Annotated in this window: 18 protein-coding genes; 5 read left to right on the forward strand and 13 right to left on the reverse strand. The window is 66.4% G+C overall.

From position 1 onward, the window contains the following. Positions 1 to 48 precede the first annotated feature (48 nt). The 10 genes from hemW to H681_RS01790 form a co-directional block, all read right to left on the reverse strand. On the reverse strand, positions 49 to 1,236 hold the full coding sequence (gene hemW / locus H681_RS01745; RefSeq protein WP_015475120.1) for a radical SAM family heme chaperone HemW: 1,188 nt from the start codon (positions 1,234 to 1,236) through the stop codon (positions 49 to 51). Further along, the gene (gene rdgB / locus H681_RS01750) at positions 1,233 to 1,826 is read right to left on the reverse strand and encodes an RdgB/HAM1 family non-canonical purine NTP pyrophosphatase (RefSeq protein ID WP_015475121.1); all 594 of its coding nucleotides are present in this window, start codon (positions 1,824 to 1,826) and stop codon (positions 1,233 to 1,235) included. The genes hemW and rdgB overlap by 4 nt, the downstream gene beginning before the upstream one ends. Beyond that, positions 1,823 to 2,245, reverse strand: a complete 423-nt coding sequence (locus H681_RS01755; RefSeq protein WP_015475122.1) for a DUF4426 domain-containing protein — start codon at positions 2,243 to 2,245, stop codon at positions 1,823 to 1,825. Before H681_RS01755 ends, rdgB begins: the two co-directional genes overlap by 4 nt. A gap of 20 nt (positions 2,246 to 2,265) precedes the next feature. Beyond that, a complete protein-coding gene (gene metW, locus H681_RS01760; protein ID WP_015475123.1) occupies positions 2,266 to 2,886 on the reverse strand; it encodes a methionine biosynthesis protein MetW in 621 nt (206 codons plus the stop codon). An 11-nt stretch (positions 2,887 to 2,897) separates the two neighbouring features. After that, on the reverse strand, positions 2,898 to 4,037 hold the full coding sequence (metX, locus tag H681_RS01765; RefSeq protein WP_015475124.1) for a homoserine O-succinyltransferase MetX: 1,140 nt from the start codon (positions 4,035 to 4,037) through the stop codon (positions 2,898 to 2,900). 74 nt (positions 4,038 to 4,111) lie between these two features. Beyond that, entirely contained in the window at positions 4,112 to 6,079 is a 1,968-nt protein-coding gene (locus H681_RS01770; protein ID WP_015475125.1) for a dynamin-like GTPase family protein, read from the reverse strand. Positions 6,080 to 6,196: 117 nt separating this feature from the next. Continuing rightward, entirely contained in the window at positions 6,197 to 6,487 is a 291-nt protein-coding gene (locus H681_RS01775; protein WP_015475126.1) for a DUF167 domain-containing protein, read from the reverse strand. Between the two features lie 7 nt (positions 6,488 to 6,494). Beyond that, a complete protein-coding gene (locus tag H681_RS01780) occupies positions 6,495 to 7,088 on the reverse strand; it encodes a YggT family protein (protein ID WP_015475127.1) in 594 nt (197 codons plus the stop codon). Positions 7,089 to 7,101: 13 nt separating this feature from the next. After that, on the reverse strand, positions 7,102 to 7,935 hold the full coding sequence (gene proC / locus H681_RS01785) for a pyrroline-5-carboxylate reductase (protein ID WP_015475128.1): 834 nt from the start codon (positions 7,933 to 7,935) through the stop codon (positions 7,102 to 7,104). Positions 7,936 to 7,952: 17 nt separating this feature from the next. After that, a complete protein-coding gene (locus H681_RS01790; RefSeq protein WP_015475129.1) occupies positions 7,953 to 8,642 on the reverse strand; it encodes a YggS family pyridoxal phosphate-dependent enzyme in 690 nt (229 codons plus the stop codon). 73 nt (positions 8,643 to 8,715) lie between these two features. Here H681_RS01790 and pilT point away from each other — a divergent pair, with 73 nt between their 5' ends. The 5 genes from pilT (at position 8,716) to H681_RS01815 (ending at position 14,213) form a co-directional block, all read left to right on the forward strand. Further along, positions 8,716 to 9,750: a type IV pilus twitching motility protein PilT gene (gene pilT / locus H681_RS01795; RefSeq protein ID WP_015475130.1), complete on the forward strand. Its 1,035-nt coding sequence runs from the start codon at positions 8,716 to 8,718 to the stop codon at positions 9,748 to 9,750. Between the two features lie 104 nt (positions 9,751 to 9,854). Beyond that, positions 9,855 to 11,000, forward strand: coding sequence for a type IV pilus ATPase PilU (pilU, locus tag H681_RS01800; protein WP_015475131.1), 1,146 nt, complete (start codon positions 9,855 to 9,857; stop codon positions 10,998 to 11,000). Positions 11,001 to 11,075: 75 nt separating this feature from the next. Beyond that, positions 11,076 to 11,480, forward strand: coding sequence for an NINE protein (locus H681_RS01805; RefSeq protein WP_015475132.1), 405 nt, complete (start codon positions 11,076 to 11,078; stop codon positions 11,478 to 11,480). Between the two features lie 193 nt (positions 11,481 to 11,673). Next, positions 11,674 to 13,047, forward strand: a complete 1,374-nt coding sequence (locus H681_RS01810; protein WP_015475133.1) for a pyridoxal-phosphate dependent enzyme — start codon at positions 11,674 to 11,676, stop codon at positions 13,045 to 13,047. Then, on the forward strand, positions 13,044 to 14,213 hold the full coding sequence (locus H681_RS01815; protein WP_015475134.1) for a trans-sulfuration enzyme family protein: 1,170 nt from the start codon (positions 13,044 to 13,046) through the stop codon (positions 14,211 to 14,213). Before H681_RS01810 ends, H681_RS01815 begins: the two co-directional genes overlap by 4 nt. 212 nt (positions 14,214 to 14,425) lie before the next feature. On the opposite strand, the gene H681_RS01820 is transcribed toward H681_RS01815, so the two are convergent. Genes H681_RS01820 through pyrR form a run of 3 tightly spaced genes read right to left on the reverse strand, consistent with a single transcriptional unit; the run spans position 14,426 to position 17,256 of the window. Further along, positions 14,426 to 15,697: a dihydroorotase gene (locus H681_RS01820; RefSeq protein ID WP_015475135.1), complete on the reverse strand. Its 1,272-nt coding sequence runs from the start codon at positions 15,695 to 15,697 to the stop codon at positions 14,426 to 14,428. Beyond that, positions 15,694 to 16,698: an aspartate carbamoyltransferase catalytic subunit gene (locus H681_RS01825; protein WP_015475136.1), complete on the reverse strand. Its 1,005-nt coding sequence runs from the start codon at positions 16,696 to 16,698 to the stop codon at positions 15,694 to 15,696. The genes H681_RS01820 and H681_RS01825 overlap by 4 nt, the downstream gene beginning before the upstream one ends. Before the next feature lie 45 nt (positions 16,699 to 16,743). Beyond that, positions 16,744 to 17,256 carry a bifunctional pyr operon transcriptional regulator/uracil phosphoribosyltransferase PyrR gene (pyrR, locus tag H681_RS01830; protein WP_015475137.1) on the reverse strand — a complete coding sequence of 171 codons (513 nt, stop codon included), beginning with the start codon at positions 17,254 to 17,256 and terminating at the stop codon, positions 16,744 to 16,746. Between the last annotated feature and the right edge of the window lie 96 nt (positions 17,257 to 17,352).

Below are 17,352 nucleotides of genomic sequence, written 5' to 3' on the forward strand. Positions count from 1 at the left end.
CACGCCGGGCAACGCTGTCGTCGCCCGGCCTGTAGTGGCGGCATGGGCTCAGGGCAGGAAGCGCTGCAGCAGGTCGTTGAGGAACAGCTGGCCGCGCTCGGTGGGGGCCAGACGCTGCGGATCGTCGCTCAGCAGGCCGTCGGCGCGGGCTTGCCGGCAGGCGTCGGCGATGGCCGCCAGCGGCAGGCCGGTGCGCTCGGTGAAGAGGGCGGCGGGGACGCCGTCGGTCAGGCGCAGGGCGTTCATCATGAACTCGAAGGGCAGGTCGTCCGGCTCAAGGTCGCGTTCGCCGGCCTGGAAGGGTTTTTCCGGGTTCAGGTAGTCCTTCGGCAGGCGAGTCTTCCAGGTGCGCAGGATGCGGCCTTGCGGGGTGCTCAGCTTGGCGTGGGCGCCGGCGCCGATGCCGAGGAAGTCGCCGAAGGTCCAGTAGTTCAGGTTGTGCCGTGCGCGCTGGCCGTTCCGGGCATAGGCCGAGGTTTCGTACTGGAGGTAGCCCGCCTCGGCGAGCAGCGCCTGGCCGGCTTCCTGGATTTCCCACAACTGGTCGTCCTCGGGCAGCTCCGGCGGCTGGCTCCAGAACACCGTGTTCGGCTCCATGGTCAGTTGGTACCAGGACAGGTGCGTCGGCGCGAGTGCTATAGCCTGACGCAGATCGCTCAGCGCATCGGCGACGCTCTGCTCGGGCAGGCCGTGCATCAGGTCCAGGTTGAAGTTGTCGAAACCGGCGCGACGGGCCATTTCGGCGGCGCGTACCGCTTCGTCGCCGTCATGGATACGACCCAGGGCCTTGAGCTTCTCGGCCTGGAAGCTCTGGATGCCGATGGACAGCCGGTTGATGCCCAGCTTTCGGTAGTCGGCGAACTTGGCCTGCTCGAAGGTGCCGGGGTTGGCTTCCAGGGTGATCTCGATGTCGTCCTCGAAGCCGACCTGGCGTTCCAGACCTTCGAGGATACGGCCCAGCGCCTGGGCGGAGAACAGGCTGGGCGTACCGCCGCCGAAGAAGATCGAGGTCAGCTTGCGACCGTGCACGTAGCCATGATCGGCCGCCAGGTCAGCCAGCAGCGCCTCGACGTAGGCGTCCTCGGGCAGCTCCGGGCCGGCGGCATGGGAGTTGAAGTCGCAATAGGGGCATTTGCGCACGCACCAGGGAATGTGGACGTACGCGGACAGCGGTGGCAGGCGGAAGCCGGAAGCCACCGGCCCTGCGTCGAGCCCGTGGCTTCCTGCCTGGCTCATAGACCCAGCCGCTGCTTCAGCAGGGCCATCGCGCGGGCGCGGTGGCTGAGCTGGTTCTTCTGCTGGGGTGGCAGTTCGGCACTGGAGCACTCGGCTTCCGGCACCCAGAACAGCGGGTCGTAGCCGAAGCCGTGCTCGCCACGGGCTTCGCGCAGAATGCTGCCGTGCCAGAGGCCTTCACAGAGGATCGGCAGCGGGTCGTCGGCGTGGCGGACCAGGGCCAGCACGCTGACGAACTGGGCGCCGCGCTCTGCATCCGGTACGTCCTTCAGGGCGTCCAGCAACTTGGCGTTGTTGGCCGCATCGCCCTGGCCGTCGGCGTAGCGCGCGGAATAGATGCCCGGCGCGCCGCCAAGGTAGTCCACCGCCAGGCCCGAATCGTCGGCCAGCGCCGGCAGGCCGGAGATGCGCGCGGCGTTGCGGGCCTTGAGGATGGCGTTCTCGACGAAGGACAGGCCGGTTTCTTCCGGCTCTACATCACTGAACTCGCCGATCGAGCGCACCTTCACGTGGGCGCCGAGCATGGCCTGGAGTTCCTTGAGTTTGCCGGCGTTGTGACTGGCCAGCACCAGTTGTTCGAGCTTGATCATTCGTCGGGAAAGATTTCCTGCATGAAGTCGAAGCTCTGCGGCGCTTCGCCTCCGGACTGGACCTGGATGGTGAAGGTCAGGGTTTCGCGGCCCTCGATGGGGAACTGCGCGAGGTTATAGACGGCGCCTTCCTCGACCACGCGCTTGAAGGTCAGGGGGATGGTCTGGCCCATCAGGTTCTTGGCGCTGCCGGCGACGGTGGCGTTGGCTGGTTTGCCGTTGCTGTCCAGCGGCACGATGTTGACCACGCCCTGGGCCTTGCTGCGCACCACGCCTACGGCCGAGGCGACCTTGGGCTGGAGGAAGCTGGAGTTGAACACGCTGTAGTGGACCTGGAGGTCACCCAGGCGCTTGACCTGTTCGGCGACGGCGGGCAGGGCGAGAGCCAGGCAGGCGATGAAGGTAAGCAGGCGGCGCATGATAGTTCTCCTGGGGTCGATCAGATGGCGATGCGATGGTCCTGCACGCCAGGGCCGCTGACCCGGTAGATGCCGATCTCACCCAACAGATTAGGCCAAACTCGCGAGGCCCAGCCATGCTGGTGCTCGCGGTCTACCGCCAGACGGTCGAGAACCTTCACGTGCAGGTCCTGGCACAAGGCTTCGAAGTCGCCGAAGGTGCAGAAGTGGATGTTCGGCGTGTTGTACCAAGTGTACGGAAGGAAGTCCGACACCGGCATGCGACCGTTGCGCGCGAGGTACCAGCGGCAGCGCCAGTGGCCGAAGTTGGGGAAGGTGATGATGCAGGTCTTGCCCACTCGCAGCATTTCCGCCAGCACCTTGTCCGGGTAGCGCAGGGCTTGCAGGGATTGGGTCATCACCACCACGTCGAAACTGTTGCTGGCGAAGTTGCCCAGGCCCTTGTCCAGGTCCTGTTCGATGACGTTGACGCCACGCTCGATGCAGGTGGCGATCTTGTCGGCGTCGATTTCCAGGCCGTAGCCGCTGACCTGCTTGTGGTCGCGCAGCCAGGCGAGCAACTCGCCGTCGCCGCAGCCCAGGTCGAGTACCTGGCTGCCGGCGGGGATCCAGTCTTGGATGATGTCCAGGTCGGCGCGCATGGCGTTCCTTCTTATACGCTGATGCGGTTCATGTAACCGCTGAAGGCTTGCAGGTAGCGTGGAATCGGCATCAGGAAGGCGTCGTGGCCTTGCGGTGCGTCGATTTCCAGGTAGCTGACGTTCTTCTTCGCCGCCAGCAGGGCGTCGACGATTTCCCGCGAGCGCGCCGGGGAGAAGCGCCAGTCGGTGGTGAAGGACATCAGGCAGAAATCCGCCTTCACCCCGGCCAGGGTCTGCGCCAGGTCGTCACCGCAGGAGGCTGCGGGGTCGAAGTAGTCCAGCGCCTTGGTCATCAGCAGGTAGGTGTTGGCGTCGAAACGGGTGGAGAACTCCTCGCCCTGGTAGCGCAGGTAGCTTTCCACCTGGAACTCGACGCTGTGCAGGTCGTAGTTGAGCTTCTCCGACTTCATGTCGCGGCCGAACTTGGCGCCCATCGCATCATCGGAGAGATAGGTGATGTGCCCGACCATCCGCGCCAGGCGCAGGCCGCGGCGGGGAATCACGTCGTGTTCCTGGAAGTGGCCGTCGAAGAACTCGGGGTCCGAGAGGATCGCCTGGCGCGCCACTTCGTTGAAGGCGATGTTCTGTGCCGACAACTTGGGCGCGCTGGCGATGCACAGGCAGTGGCGCACGCGCTCGGGGTAGCTGATGGTCCACTGCAGGGCCTGCATGCCGCCCAGGCTGCCGCCAACGATGGCGGCCCAGCTCTGGATGCCGAGGCGGTCGGCCAGGCGTGCCTGGCTGTTGACCCAGTCTTCCACGGTGACCACCGGGAAATCCGCGCCATAGCTCTTGCCGGTGGCCGGGTTGAGGCTGGTCGGCCCGGTGGAGCCGTTGCAGCCGCCCAGGTTGTTCAGTGCGACGACGAAGAACTTGCGGGTGTCGATGGGCTTGCCCGGACCGATGCAGCTGTCCCACCAGCCCGGCTTGCGCTCTTCGCTGCTGTGGTAGCCGGCGGCGTGGTGGTGGCCGGACAGCGCATGGCAGATCAGCACGGCGTTGCTCGCCGTGGCGTTCAGCTCGCCGTAGGTCTCGATCACCAGTTGGTATTCGGGCAGTGTCTTGCCACAGGCCAAGGGCAGCGGCTCGCTGAACTGCAGCGTCTGGGGAGAGACCAGACCGACGGAATCTTCGGGGAAGACTGTAGGCATCGACCCAGCTCAAGAATAAAAAGGAGGGCCAGTCTAAAGAGCGCCGCCCCTAGCGGCAAGCGCTGGGGCGGGGTTCAGGCGCGTTGCGAGCCGGGCAGGGTGACGACCTTGGCCTGGCGCTGCAGAGGCGAGGGGCGGCGGAGTTGGCGATGGATGTCGGAGGCGTCGGCGAGCTGTTTTTCCAGCTCGTCGGTGTAACGCCCCAGCAGCAGCGAGCGCTGGCGCGCCTGCTGGGTTTCCTGGGCCAGCCCCTTGAGCCGCAGCATGTGGGTTTCCAGCAGTTGCTTGTGTTCCAGGCTGTACTGCATCAGCGGCATCAGGGCATCGGCGGCCCATTGCTCGGCTTCCGCACGCAGGCGCTGGTGCAGGCCGATGACTTCCTGGGCCACGGTGGCGAAGAAGCGCCGGGTGAGGGCGCGCTGTTCGGTCAGCAGGGTTTTCAGGTGCAGGCGGAAGCGGTCGGCCTTGTCCTGCAGCTTGGTCAGTTCGCGCAGGTAGCGATCGACGCGGAACTGCGGGGCGTCCAGGGCGTTGAGCGGGTTCTCCTGGTTGTGTCGCTGGTAGATCGCCTCGACCATGCGGTTGGCGGCCTGCGCCTCGTGGTGCAGGCCGATCAGGTCGCCCTGTACGGTGCGGAAGAACTGCAGGATCGCCTGGTTGATGCCCACGGTGGTCCAACTGCCCCGGAGCTTTTCGCGCACCTTCTTCAGGTGCTGCTCCAGGCGCTCGGCGCGCAGGGCTTCGCGCAACTGTTCCCCCTGATGGCGCAGCAGGCGCTGGTTGGTCTTCAGGTTGAGCAGGCGCTTGTGATGCTGGCTGTGGTCTTCCTTGGTCTTGGCGGTCAGCTCGAACAGCAGTTGGCCGCTGTCGTGCTGCTGGCTGTCGAGCAGGGCGTGCTGCTCCTTCACCTTTTCCAGGCGCACGCGCAGGGTGTGCTGGGTGTTGTGCACCAGCGACAGCACCTGGCCGAGCACGGCGTCTTCGAGCAGGCGTTCCTTCTGCATGACGATGCGCTCGCAGAGCAGGTCCTCGAGGCTTTCCATCTGGCTGCGAGCCAGCAGTTCGCGGTCGCCGCGCACCTTGGCCAGGAGCGCCTGCTTGGCCGACAGCGGCAGCACGTCGTCATGGCCGATGCCCAACTGACGCGCGGTAGCGGCCTGGATCTGGCGGATGGCGTTCTGCACGAAGTTCTCGCCGGCCAGGTCGTCCCACAGCACGTCGATCTTGTTCAGCACCGCGTAGAGCGTGGTGTGGCTGTCTTCGCCCAACTGGCGGATGTGGTTCTGCCAGATCGCCATGTCGGAGGCGGTGACGCCGGTGTCCGCGGCCAGCAGGAAGAGGATCGACTGGGCGGCGGGCAGCATCGACAGGGTCAGCTCGGGCTCGCTGCCCAGCGCATTCAGGCCGGGGGTGTCGAGGATGCGCAGACCCTGGCGCAGCAGCGGGTGGTCGAAGTTGACCAGTGCGTGGCGCCAGGCCGGTACCAGCACCATGCCGGGCTTGTCGGTGGTTTCCAGCATGTCCGGGTGGAAGCCCAGCTGGATCGCCTGTTCCACCGGCAGCGGCTTGGTCTTGGCGACTTGGGCGAAGGCTAGGGCCATGTTGGCCGGGTCGGATGTATCCAGCGGAATGTTCACCCAGTGCCGGGGGATGCGCTTGAACTGCGCGACGCTGGCGTCGGCCATGCGGGTTTCGATCGGCAACAGGCGGATGTAGGGTCGCTCCGAGCGTGGGTCGAAGAACAGTTCGGTGGGACACATGGTGGTGCGCCCGGCCTGGGAGGGCAGCATGCGCCGGCCGTAGCCGGAGAAGAACAGGCTGTTGATCAGCTCGGTCTTGCCGCGCGAATACTCGCCGACGAAGGCCAGGGTGATGTGATCGACGCGCAGCAGGTGCAGGGTGCGTTCGAGACGGCTCTCGATGTCCGGCGTGTTCAGCCGGCAGCGCTCCAGCAGGCTGCGATAACGGGTGATCTCCCGGACCAGCTCCCGTTTCCAGGTGACGTAGGCATCGATCTGCTGACTGAGACGTTCCATGCTCATTCAGGCGTTCCTTAGGCTGGCGCATCCTGCGCGGGGATGAATGCCGTGGATTATGCGACGGCGCGCAATAGCGTCAATTGGCCTTCATCACAATACCGCGCGTAAGGTCGGCCAAGGCTACCGAGCGGTAATCCCCAGCTCCGCCGGGAGCTTCGTTGGCCGTGGGATGCGCACGCGCTTCTGCCGGTTCAGCTCGCCGCTGACCAGCTGCACCTGGCTTTTCGGCACGCCGAAGGCCTTGCCGAGGAATGCCAGCAGATGGGCGTTGGCCTTGCCTTCCACCGGCGGCGCGGTGAGGCGGATTTTCAGGCGCTCACCGTGCAACCCGGCGAACTCGTCGCGGCTCGCCTTGGGTTGCAGGTGGCAATCGAGGATCAGGTCCTCGCCGTCCCAGCGGTAGAAGGACACGCCTGACTCACATGAACGGGCTGAGGATCTGCGGCATTCCGGTCATGGCTGCCAGGTTGCCGATCACCAGCATGTCGATCAGTTTCAGCGCGATGAACGCGAAGATCGGCGAGATATCCAGCCCGCCGAGGTTCGGCAGCAGCTTGCGGAAAGGTGCCAGGAACGGCTCGCAGATCTGGTTCACCAGTTGGGCGCCGGGGTTGTAGCTGCCCGGGGCGACCCAGGAGAGGATCACGCTGATGATCAGGGCGAAGAAGAATACCTTGAGGAACAGCGAGGTCACTGCGATCACCGACCACACCAGCAGTTGCAGGATGTAGCCGCCGACGCCGTAGCCCATCAGGGTCAGGGTGACGACCATCAGCAGCAGCTGGACCAGGATGGCCAGCACCAGCGAGGCGAAGTCGACGCCGCCGAAGCCGGGGATGATGCGGCGCAGCGGGTTCAGCAGCGGCTTGGTGGCGCGCACGATGAACTGGCTGAGCGGGTTGTAGAAGTCGGCGCGCACCAGTTGCAGGATGAAGCGCAGCAGGACGATCAGCAGGTACAGGCTGCCGAGCGTCTGGAGGACATAGATGGCAGCGGTGGAAAGACCGGTCATTGAGGGCTCCTCGTCATTGACCCAGTTGTTCGGCCAGCTCGGCGGAGCGATGGTCGGCGGCGCCTACCGCCTTCTCCACCAGCGCTTCGAAACCGTTGGCCTGGAAAGTGGTGATGGCAGCTTCGGTGGTGCCGTTGGGCGAGGTCACGCGGCGGCGCAGCTCGGCCGGATCGACATCGCTGGCGGTGGCCATCTGCGCGGCGCCCAGAGCGGTCTGGCGGGCCAGCTGGCCGGCGACGTTGCGGGACAGGCCTAGTTTCTCGCCGGCGGCGGTCATGGCTTCCATAAGAAGGAAGAAGTAGGCCGGGCCGCTGCCGGAAACGGCGGTGACCGCGTCGATCTGCTTTTCCGCGTCCAGCCACAGGGCGATGCCCACGGCGCTCAGCAGCTTCTCGGCCTGCTCGCGCTGGGCGGCGCTGACGCTGGCGTTGGCATACAGGCCGCTGGCGCCCAGACCGACCAGGGCCGGGGTGTTGGGCATGCAGCGGACGATGGCGCGCGGCTGGCCGTTCACCGCGCCCAGCCAGCGTTCCAGACTGGCGCAGGGGATGCCGGCGGCGATCGAGACGATCAGGGCGTTGCCCGACAGCGCCGGGGCCAGGGCCTGGCAGACGTCCTTCATGACCTGCGGCTTGACCGCCAGGACCACCACGTCGGCGCCGGCCACGGCGCTGGCGTTGTCGCCGACCACGTCGATGCCGTGCTCGGCGGCGATCTTCGCGCGCTGCTCGGCGCCCGGATCGCTGGCGCGGATGTCCCCCGCGGCGACGCCCTTGGCGCGCAGGCCGCCGATGAGACTGGCGGCCATGTTGCCGGCGCCGATGAAGGCAATGTGGGTGTTGCTCATGGAGTCTCTTCCTTTATTCAGTGCGAGGTGCCGTAGTCGCGGGCGCCGAACAGGGCGGTACCGATCCGCACCCAGGTGGCGCCTTCGTCGATGGCGGCTTCGAGATCGTGGCTCATGCCCATTGACAGGGTGTCCAGGCCGAGGTTCAGGGCGTGCATCAGCTCGCGCAGGCGGGCGAACGCGGCATGCTGCGCGGCAACGTCTTCGGTTGGCTCTGGTATGGTCATCAGGCCGCGCAGTTTCAAGTGGGGCAGTTGCGCCACCGCCTGGGCGAGGGCGGGCAACTCCTCGGGGGAGCAGCCGGACTTGCTGTCCTCGCCGCTGACGTTCACCTGCAGCAGCACGTTCAGCGGCGGCAGGTTCGCCGGACGCTGTTCGGACAGGCGCTGGGCGACCTTCAGGCGGTCCACCGAGTGCACCCACTGGAAATGTTCGGCGATGGGGCGGGTCTTGTTCGACTGGATCGGGCCAATGAAATGCCAGGTCAGCGCCAGGTCCGCCAGCTCGGCCTGCTTGGCCAGGGCTTCCTGCAAGTAGTTCTCGCCGAAATCGGCCAAGCCGCAGGCGAACGCCTCGCGGATGTCGGCGGCGGGTTTGGTCTTGCTGACGGCCAGCAACTGCACCGAATCTGGCGTGCGATTTTTCGCTTGTTCCGCCTCACGGATTCGTACGCGAACCTTTGCAATATTCTCTGCTATCGTGGACATTACCTGCGCTTTTCCGCCCGGCTGCTGCGAGTTCTGCGGCATTCTACCTGCTTGCTCTTGATTGGGGAGTCCCATGGATATTACCGAGTTGCTCGCCTTCAGCGCCAAGCAGGGCGCTTCGGACCTGCACCTCTCGGCCGGTCTGCCGCCGATGATCCGCGTCGACGGTGATGTTCGCCGGATCAACCTGCCGCCCCTGGAGCACAAGCAGGTCCATGCGCTGATCTATGACATCATGAACGACAAGCAGCGCAAGGATTTCGAAGAATTTCTGGAAACCGACTTTTCCTTCGAAGTCCCCGGGGTCGCCCGTTTCCGGGTCAACGCCTTCAACCAGAACCGTGGCGCCGGCGCCGTGTTCCGGACCATTCCCTCCAAGGTACTCACGATGGAGGACCTGGGGATGGGAGAAGTGTTCAAACGTGTTTCAGACGTGCCACGCGGCCTGGTGCTGGTGACCGGCCCGACCGGCTCGGGCAAGTCCACTTCGCTGGCGGCGATGCTCGACTACCTGAACAACACCAAGTACAGCCACATTCTCACTGTCGAAGACCCGATCGAATTCGTCCATGAGTCGAAGAAGTGCCTGGTCAACCAGCGCGAAGTGCACCGCGACACCCTCGGCTTCAACGAGGCGCTGCGCTCGGCCCTGCGTGAGGACCCGGACATCATCCTGGTGGGCGAGATGCGTGACCTGGAGACCATCCGCCTGGCGCTGACCGCCGCGGAAACCGGCCACCTGGTCTTCGGCACCCTGCACACCACCTCCGCGGCCAAGACCATCGACCGTATCGTCGACGTGTTCCCCGCCGAGGAGAAGTCGATGGTCCGCTCCATGCTCTCCGAATCGCTGCAGGCGGTGATCTCCCAGACCCTGCTGAAGAAGATCGGCGGCGGTCGGGTGGCGGCCCACGAGATCATGATCGGTACCCCGGCGATCCGTAACCTGATCCGCGAGGACAAGGTCGCGCAGATGTACTCGGCCATCCAGACCGGCGGCGCGATCGGCATGCAGACCCTGGACATGTGCCTCAAGGGCCTGGTCGCCAAGGGGCTGGTCACTCGCGATGCGGCGAAAGAAAAAGCCAAGATTCCGGAAAACTTCTAACCCCACCGGGCCGCTGCGGCCCGGCGCACGGAGCGCGCCACACGCACTCGCTCCGTGATTCGACAGCACTGTCGCAGTCAGCGTGAACCTGCGCGAGAACGATCATGGAATTCGAGAAGCTGTTGCGCCTGATGGTGGAAAAGGGGGCCTCCGACCTGTTCATCACGGCGGGCGTGCCGCCGTCGATGAAGGTCAACGGCAAGGTGTTGCCGGTGACCAAGACCGCGCTGTCGCCGGAGCAGACCCGCGAAACCGTGCTCTCGGTGATGAACGAACAGCAACGCCGCGAGTTCGCCGAGAACCATGAGTGCAACTTCGCCATCAGCGCCCGTGGCGTCGGCCGTTTCCGGGTCAGCGCCTTCTACCAGCGCAACCTGGTGGGCATGGTGCTGCGCCGCATCGAGACCAATATCCCGACCATCGAAGACCTCAAGCTGCCGGAAGTCCTCAAGAAACTGGCGATGACCAAGCGTGGCCTGGTGATCTTCGTCGGCGCCACCGGTACCGGCAAGTCCACCTCGCTGGCGGCGATGATCGGCTACCGCAACAAGAACTCCACCGGCCACATCATCTCCATCGAAGACCCTATCGAGTACATCCACCAGCACCAGGGCTGCATCGTCACCCAGCGCGAGGTGGGCCTGGATACCGATACCTTCGAAGTGGCCCTGAAGAACACCCTGCGCCAGGCGCCGGACGTGATCATGATCGGCGAGGTGCGCTCGCGCGAGACCATGGACCACGCCGTGGCCTTCGCCGAAACCGGCCACCTGTGCCTGGCGACCCTGCACGCCAACAACGCCAACCAGGCGCTGGAGCGGATCATCCACTTCTTCCCGGCCGACCGGCATGGCCAGGTGTGGATGGACCTCTCGCTCAACCTCAAGGCCATCGTCGCCCAGCAACTGGTGCCGACCCCGGACGGCAAGGGCCGCCGCGCGGTGATCGAGGTATTGCTGAACACCCCGCTGGCCGCCGACCTGATCCGCAAGGGCGAGGTACACGAGCTCAAGCCGCTGATGAAGCGCTCCACCGAGCAAGGCATGCAGACCTTCGACCAGGCGCTGTACCAACTCTACAGCCAGGGCGAGATCACCTACGAAGACGCCCTGGCCTACGCCGACTCGGCGAACGACCTGCGCCTGATGATCAAGCTGGGCTCGGAAACCGATGCCGACCACCTGTCCAGCATGACCCAGGGGCTGACCCTGGAGATGAGCGACGACGACCCGAACCGCCGCTTCCGCTGACCCTCCTTCGAGAAGCCCGCCTAGCGCGGGCTTTTCGTTTATCCTGAGCGCATCGCAACGACACGGGAGACAGGCATGTCCGCCAACCCTGACACCCACAGCAAGGTCATCGGCTACCTGCTGTGGATCTTCGGCTTCACCGGTTCGCACCGCTTCTACTATGGCCGGCCGGTCACTGGCACCATCTGGTTCTTCACCCTCGGCTTGTTCTTCATCGGCTGGATCATCGACCTGTTCCTCATCCCCTCGATGGACGATGCGGCGGACCAGCGCTACCGCGCCGGCGGTGTGGACTACAACGTCGCCTGGATTCTGCTGACCTTCCTCGGCGTGTTCGGCGTACACCGCATGTACATGGGCAAATGGCTCACCGGCCTGCTCTACCTGCTGACCGGAGGCCTGTTTCTGGTGGGCGTGCTGTACGACTTCTGGACGCTGAACAGCCAGATCTCCGAGCGCAACGGCCCGCAGCGGATCTGATCGGTCTTTTGTAGGAGCGAGCTTGCTCGCGAGCCGCACGGCACGAGGTCTTTTCGCGAGCAGGCCCGCTCCTACAAGAGCAGCCGTCTTTCGTCGCGCCGCCTGGCGCGAGCTGTGCCGCCCGCCTAAGGTCAGGAGGACAGTAGCAGGCGCCACCGGGCGATCCCCGGGGTGCCCCGAAGGAGTGGCTGCCATGAGCAACGAATCCCGCCCCGCCGTACTCGACCTGATCGGCAATACCCCCCTGGTCCGCGTCACGCGTTTCGATACCGGACCCTGCACCCTGTTCCTCAAGCTCGAATCACAGAACCCCGGCGGCTCCATCAAGGACCGCATCGGCGTCGCCATGATCGAAACCGCCGAGCGCGACGGCCGGCTCAAGCCCGGCGGGGTGATCGTCGAGGCCACCGCCGGCAACACCGGCCTGGGCCTGGCGCTGGTGGGGCGCGCCAAGGGCTACCGGGTGGTGCTGGTGGTGCCGGACAAGATGTCCACCGAGAAGGTCCTGCACCTGCGGGCGATGGGCGCCGAGGTGCACATCACCCGCTCGGACGTCGGCAAGGGCCATCCCGAGTATTACCAGGACGTCGCCGCGCGGCTGGCGAAAGACCTGCCCGATGCCTTCTTCGCCGACCAGTTCAACAACCCTGCCAACCCGCTGGCCCACGAGACCGGCACCGGCCCGGAAATCTGGGCGCAGACCGGCCATGATCTCGACGCCGTGGTGGTCGGGGTCGGCTCCGCCGGTACGCTGACCGGTCTCACGCGCTTCTTCCAGAAGGTCCAGCCCGAGCTGGAAATGGTCCTGGCCGACCCGGTGGGCTCGATCATGGCCGAGTACTCGCGCTCCGGCGCCATCGGCACGCCCGGCTCCTGGGCGGTAGAGGGCATCGGCGAAGACTTCGTACCGTCGATTGCCGACCTCTCCAGCGTGCGCCACGCCTACTCGATCAGCGACGAGGAGAGCTTCGCCACCGCCCGCGAGCTGCTGCGCAACGAAGGCATCGCCGCCGGTTCGTCCACCGGCACGCTGCTGGCCGCCGCGCTGCGCTTCTGCCGCGAGCAGAAGGAACCCAAGCGCGTGGTCAGCCTGGTCTGCGACACCGGCACGCGCTACCTGTCGAAGATCTACAACGACCAGTGGATGACCGACCAGGGCCTGCTGCAGCGCAAGCGCTACGGCGACCTGCGCGACATCATCGCGCGGCGCTTCGAGGAAGGCCGGGTGGTTAGCGTCGGTCCCGGCGACACCCTGCTCACCGCCTTCCAGCGCATGCGCCTGGCCGATATCTCGCAACTGCCGGTGCTCGATGGCGACCGCCTGGTCGGCGTGATCGACGAGTCGGACATCCTGCTGGGCGTGCACGACGATCCCAGCCACTTCCGCAGCGACGTCGCCAGCGCCATGAGCGATGCGCCCGAAACCCTGGCGCCCGGTGCCAGCCTGGCCGAGCTGGAAGCCGTGCTCGATCGCGGCCTGGTCGCCATCATCGCCGACGCCTCGGGCTTCCACGGTCTGATCACCCGATTCGATTTGCTCAACCATTTGCGGAGGACCCTCCCATGAGCCAGCACGACGACCGCCTCGGTTTCGCCACCCGTGTGATCCACGCCGGGCAGGAGCCGGACCCGTCCACCGGGGCGATCATGCCGCCGATCTACGCCAACTCCACCTACCGCCAGGAAAGCCCCGGCGTGCACAAGGGGCTCGACTACGGCCGCTCGCACAACCCCACGCGCTGGGCGCTGGAGCGCTGCGTGGCGGACCTGGAGGGCGGCAGCAAGGCGTTCGCCTTCGCCTCGGGGCTGGCGGCGATCTCGGCGGTACTGGAACTGCTCGACGCCGGCTCGCACATCGTCTCCGGCAACGACCTCTACGGCGGCACCTTCCGCCTGTTCGAGCGGGTGCGCCGGCGCAGCGCCGGGCACGACTTCCACTTCGCCGACCTGGCCCAGCCCGGCGCCCTGGAAGCGGCGCTGACCGACAAGACGCGCATGGTCTGGGTGGAAACCCCGAGCAACCCGCTGCTGCGCCTGACCGACCTGGCCGCCATCGCCCGCACCTGCCGCGAGCGCGGCATCCTCTGCGTGGCCGACAACACCTTCGCCAGCCCCTACGTGCAGCGCCCGTTGGACCTGGGCTTCGACATCGTCGTGCATTCGACCACCAAGTACCTGAATGGCCACTCCGACGTCATCGGCGGCATCGCCATCGTCGGCGACAACCCCGACCTCGTCGAGCGCCTGGGCTTCCTGCAGAACTCGGTGGGCGCCATCGCCGGCCCGTTCGATGCCTTCCTCACCCTGCGCGGAGTGAAGACCCTCGCCCTGCGCATGGAGCGGCACTGCGCCAATGCGCTGGAGCTGGCCAAGTGGCTGGAGCAACAGCCGCAGGTGAAGCGTGTGTATTACCCCGGCCTGGCCTCGCATCCGCAGCACGAGCTGGCGCGCCGGCAGATGAAGGGCTTCGGCGGGATGATCTCGCTGGACCTGAACACCGACCTGGCCGGCTCGCGGCGCTTCCTGGAGAACGTCCGGTTGTTCGCCCTGGCGGAAAGCCTGGGTGGCGTGGAAAGCCTGATCGAGCACCCGGCGATCATGACCCATGCCAGCATCCCGGCGGAGAATCGCGCGGCGCTGGGGATTGGCGATTCGCTGATTCGCCTGTCGGTGGGGGTGGAAGACGTGGAGGACCTGCGCACCGACCTGGCAAGGGCGTTGGCGACGATCTGACGCGTCGCGTCGGTGCGCTTTTCGTAGGAGCGAGCTTGCTCGCGAACCCGCATAACTCCGGAGTTCGGGAGGTTCGCGAGCAAGCTCGCTCCTACAAGAGCCGGAGCTTCGGCGCGGGCTGATGGATTGTCGATCCTACGTCCGAGCTCCCTGCAGAAACGCCAATAAAAAGCCCGCCGATTGGCAGGCTTTTTCATGGAGCGATGGGGGCGTTACACCGCGTGGACGATATGCCCGTCCACCAGGGTGCAACGCACCACGCCCGGCAGGCAGTGGCCGAGGAACGGGCAGTTCTGGCCACGGGAGTGCCAGGTTTCGCCCGCCAGGGTCTGGCCGTCGGCTTCGAACAGCACCACGTCCGCCGCCGAGCCCACCGCCAGCTTGCCGGCCGGCAGGCGCAGGGCGGCGGCCGGGCCGCTGGAGAGGCGCGAAAGCAGGGTCGGCAGGTCGAGCAGGCCGTCCTGTACCAGGGTCATGGCCAGCGGCAGCAGCAGTTCGACGCTGCTGATGCCCGGGTCGGTGGCGGCGAATGGCGCGTTCTTGGCGTCCGCCTCGTGGGGCTGGTGGTGGCTGGCGATGGCCTGGATCACGCCGCTCTTCACCGCTTCGCGCAGGGCGTCGCGGTCCTTGCGCGAGCGCAGCGGCGGCTGCACGTGGTACAGGCTGGAGAAGTCCGCCAGCGCCTCGTCGGTGAGGATCAGCTGGTACAGCGCCACGTCGGCGGTGACCGGCAGGCCGCGGGCCTGGGCCTGGGCGATCAGCTCGACGCCACGGGCGCTGGTCAGCTGGCTGAAGTGCGCGCGCACGCCGGACTGTTCCACCAGCAGCAGGTTGCGCGCCAGGGCCACGGTCTCGGCGGTTTCCGGAATGCCGGCCAGGCCGCGGAAGCTGGCGGTCGGGCCTTCGTGGGCGAGGCCGCCTTCGGCCAGGTCATGGTCCTGGGAGGTGAAGATCACGGTCAGGTCGAAGGTCGCCGCGTATTCCAGCGAGCGCAGCAGCACGCGGTTGCTCGCCATCGGCGCCAGGCCGTTGGTGAAGGCCACGCAGCCGGCGTCGCGCAGGGCGACCAGCTCGGACAGTTGTTCGCCGGCCAGGCCCCTGGTCAGTGCGCCGATGGGGAACACCTTGGCGTTGCCGGCCTCGCGGGCGCGGTCGAGGATCAGCTCGGCCACCGCCGAGGTATCCAGCACCGGCTTGGTCTGCGGCGGGAAGCACAGGCTGGTGACGCCACCGGCGGCGGCGGCGCGGGTTTCGCTCTCGATGCTGCCCTTGCGGCTGTAGCCCGGCTCGCGCAGGGCGACGCTCAGATCCACCAGGCCGGGCGCGGCGACGAGGCCGGCGGCGTCGATTTCCTGGGCGGCGTGGAAGCCGTCGGGGGCGTCGCCGATGGCGACGATGCGGCCGGCCTCGATGTGCAGGTCGCAGACCTTGTCCAGGCCGCTGGCCGGATCGATCAGGTGGGCGCCACGAATACTGACGGTCATTGCGCGTCCTCCTGTTCCAGCTGGCGTTGGGCGTTCTGGCCGCTCATGGCCATGGACAGCACGGCCATGCGGATGGCGATGCCGTAGGTGACCTGGTTGAGGATCACCGACTGTTCACCGTCGGCCACGGCGGAGTCGATCTCCACGCCACGGTTGATCGGGCCGGGGTGCATGACGATGGCGTCGGGCTTGGCCAGCTTCAGGCGCTTGCCGGTCAGGCCGTAGAGCTTGAAGAACTCGCCCTCGCTGGGCAGCAGGCCACCCTGCATGCGCTCGCGCTGCAGGCGCAGCATGATCACCACGTCGACACCCTTCAGGCCTTCGTTGGCGTCGGTGTAGACCTTTACCCCGTACTGCTCTTCCAGGCCGACCGGCAGCAGGGTGCGCGGGGCGACGACGCGGATGTCCGGGCAGCCGAGGGTCTTCAGCGCCAGCATGTCGGAGCGGGCCACGCGCGAGTGCAGGATGTCGCCGACGATGGCCACCGAGAGCTTCTCGAAGCTGCCCTTGTGGCGGCGGATGGTCAGCATGTCGAGCATGCCCTGGGTCGGGTGGCCGTGGCGACCGTCGCCGCCGTTGATCACGGCGACGTTGGGGCTGACGTGCTCGGCGATGAAGTGTGCGGCGCCCGAGTCGCTGTGACGCACGACGAACATGTCGGCGGCCATCGCCTCGAGGTTGCGCAGGGTGTCGGTGAGTGTCTCGCCCTTGCTGGTCGAGGAGGTCGACACGTTCAGCGAGATGACGTCGGCGGACAGGCGCTGGGCGGCCAGCTCGAAGGTAGTACGGGTGCGCGTGGAGTTCTCGAAGAACACGTTGCACACGGTCTTGCCGCGCAGCAGCGGGACTTTCTTCACCGCGCGGGCGCCGACTTCGAGGAAGGAGTCGGCGGTATCGAGGATTTCAGTCAGCAGTTCGCGGGACAACCCGTCGAGCGAGAGGAAGTGGCGCAGCTGGCCCAGGTCGTTGAGCTGCAGCGGGCGCTTGGCGTCGGTCGGCATGTGGCAGGCCCTGAAAGTTGGGAATAGAGGTCCGGGCGCGCAGAGTTACAGCGCGGTGCTGAGAAGCGTGCGCTCGAGGACGAGTGGTGCGGGACCGCGCAATTTTACCCGCTCGTTGGGTGCCAATGACAGGGTTTCGCCGACGACATCCGGACGAATCGGCAACTCGCGAGCATTCAGGTCCACCAGGCTGACCAGGGTCACGCTGGCCGGGCGACCGTAGTCGAACAGCTCGTTGAGCGCGGCGCGGATGGTCCGGCCGCTCATCAGTACGTCGTCCACCAGGACCAGGTGCTGGCCATCGATCTCGAAGGGCAGTTCCGACGGACGGACCTGCGGGTGCAGGCCGCTGCGGGTGAAATCGTCGCGGTAGAAGGACACGTCGAGGATGCCGAGGATCTCGTCGCTGCCCAGCTCCTTGAGCAGTTCCTGGGCGACCCAGATGCCGCCGGTATGGATGCCGACGAAGCGCGGCGAGTCGATGCCGCGCTGCGCCAGGTAGTTGCGCAGGTCGGTGGCCATGCGGGGGAGGAGTTCGGCGGGGCTGGGCAGGGTCATGACGTCTCCGGTTCGGTTGGCGAGGCCACCCGGCGCGGGCGGCCATCGGGGCGGACCGCTTCCGCAAGGAGTGGTCCGGCAAGCTTAGTGGCTTTC

It is taken from the genome of Pseudomonas sp. ATCC 13867, from assembly GCF_000349845.1.
Taxonomy (GTDB): Bacteria; Pseudomonadota; Gammaproteobacteria; order Pseudomonadales; family Pseudomonadaceae; genus Pseudomonas.

Coding starts and splice junctions, on each gene's coding strand:
- hemW (WP_015475120.1), bottom strand. CDS start 1,236: ATGAGCCAGGCAGGAAGCCACGGGCTCGACGCAGGGCCGGTGGCTTCC.
- H681_RS01825 (WP_015475136.1), bottom strand. CDS start 16,698: ATGCCGACCGACGCCAAGCGCCCGCTGCAGCTCAACGACCTGGGCCAG.
- pilT (WP_015475130.1), top strand. CDS start 8,716: ATGGATATTACCGAGTTGCTCGCCTTCAGCGCCAAGCAGGGCGCTTCG.
- H681_RS01815 (WP_015475134.1), top strand. CDS start 13,044: ATGAGCCAGCACGACGACCGCCTCGGTTTCGCCACCCGTGTGATCCAC.
- H681_RS01780 (WP_015475127.1), bottom strand. CDS start 7,088: ATGACCGGTCTTTCCACCGCTGCCATCTATGTCCTCCAGACGCTCGGC.
- proC (WP_015475128.1), bottom strand. CDS start 7,935: ATGAGCAACACCCACATTGCCTTCATCGGCGCCGGCAACATGGCCGCC.
- metW (WP_015475123.1), bottom strand. CDS start 2,886: ATGCGCGCCGACCTGGACATCATCCAAGACTGGATCCCCGCCGGCAGC.
- H681_RS01810 (WP_015475133.1), top strand. CDS start 11,674: ATGAGCAACGAATCCCGCCCCGCCGTACTCGACCTGATCGGCAATACC.
- pilU (WP_015475131.1), top strand. CDS start 9,855: ATGGAATTCGAGAAGCTGTTGCGCCTGATGGTGGAAAAGGGGGCCTCC.
- H681_RS01820 (WP_015475135.1), bottom strand. CDS start 15,697: ATGACCGTCAGTATTCGTGGCGCCCACCTGATCGATCCGGCCAGCGGC.
- rdgB (WP_015475121.1), bottom strand. CDS start 1,826: ATGATCAAGCTCGAACAACTGGTGCTGGCCAGTCACAACGCCGGCAAA.
- metX (WP_015475124.1), bottom strand. CDS start 4,037: ATGCCTACAGTCTTCCCCGAAGATTCCGTCGGTCTGGTCTCTCCCCAG.
- pyrR (WP_015475137.1), bottom strand. CDS start 17,256: ATGACCCTGCCCAGCCCCGCCGAACTCCTCCCCCGCATGGCCACCGAC.
- H681_RS01755 (WP_015475122.1), bottom strand. CDS start 2,245: ATGCGCCGCCTGCTTACCTTCATCGCCTGCCTGGCTCTCGCCCTGCCC.
- H681_RS01770 (WP_015475125.1), bottom strand. CDS start 6,079: ATGAGCATGGAACGTCTCAGTCAGCAGATCGATGCCTACGTCACCTGG.
- H681_RS01805 (WP_015475132.1), top strand. CDS start 11,076: ATGTCCGCCAACCCTGACACCCACAGCAAGGTCATCGGCTACCTGCTG.
- H681_RS01790 (WP_015475129.1), bottom strand. CDS start 8,642: ATGTCCACGATAGCAGAGAATATTGCAAAGGTTCGCGTACGAATCCGT.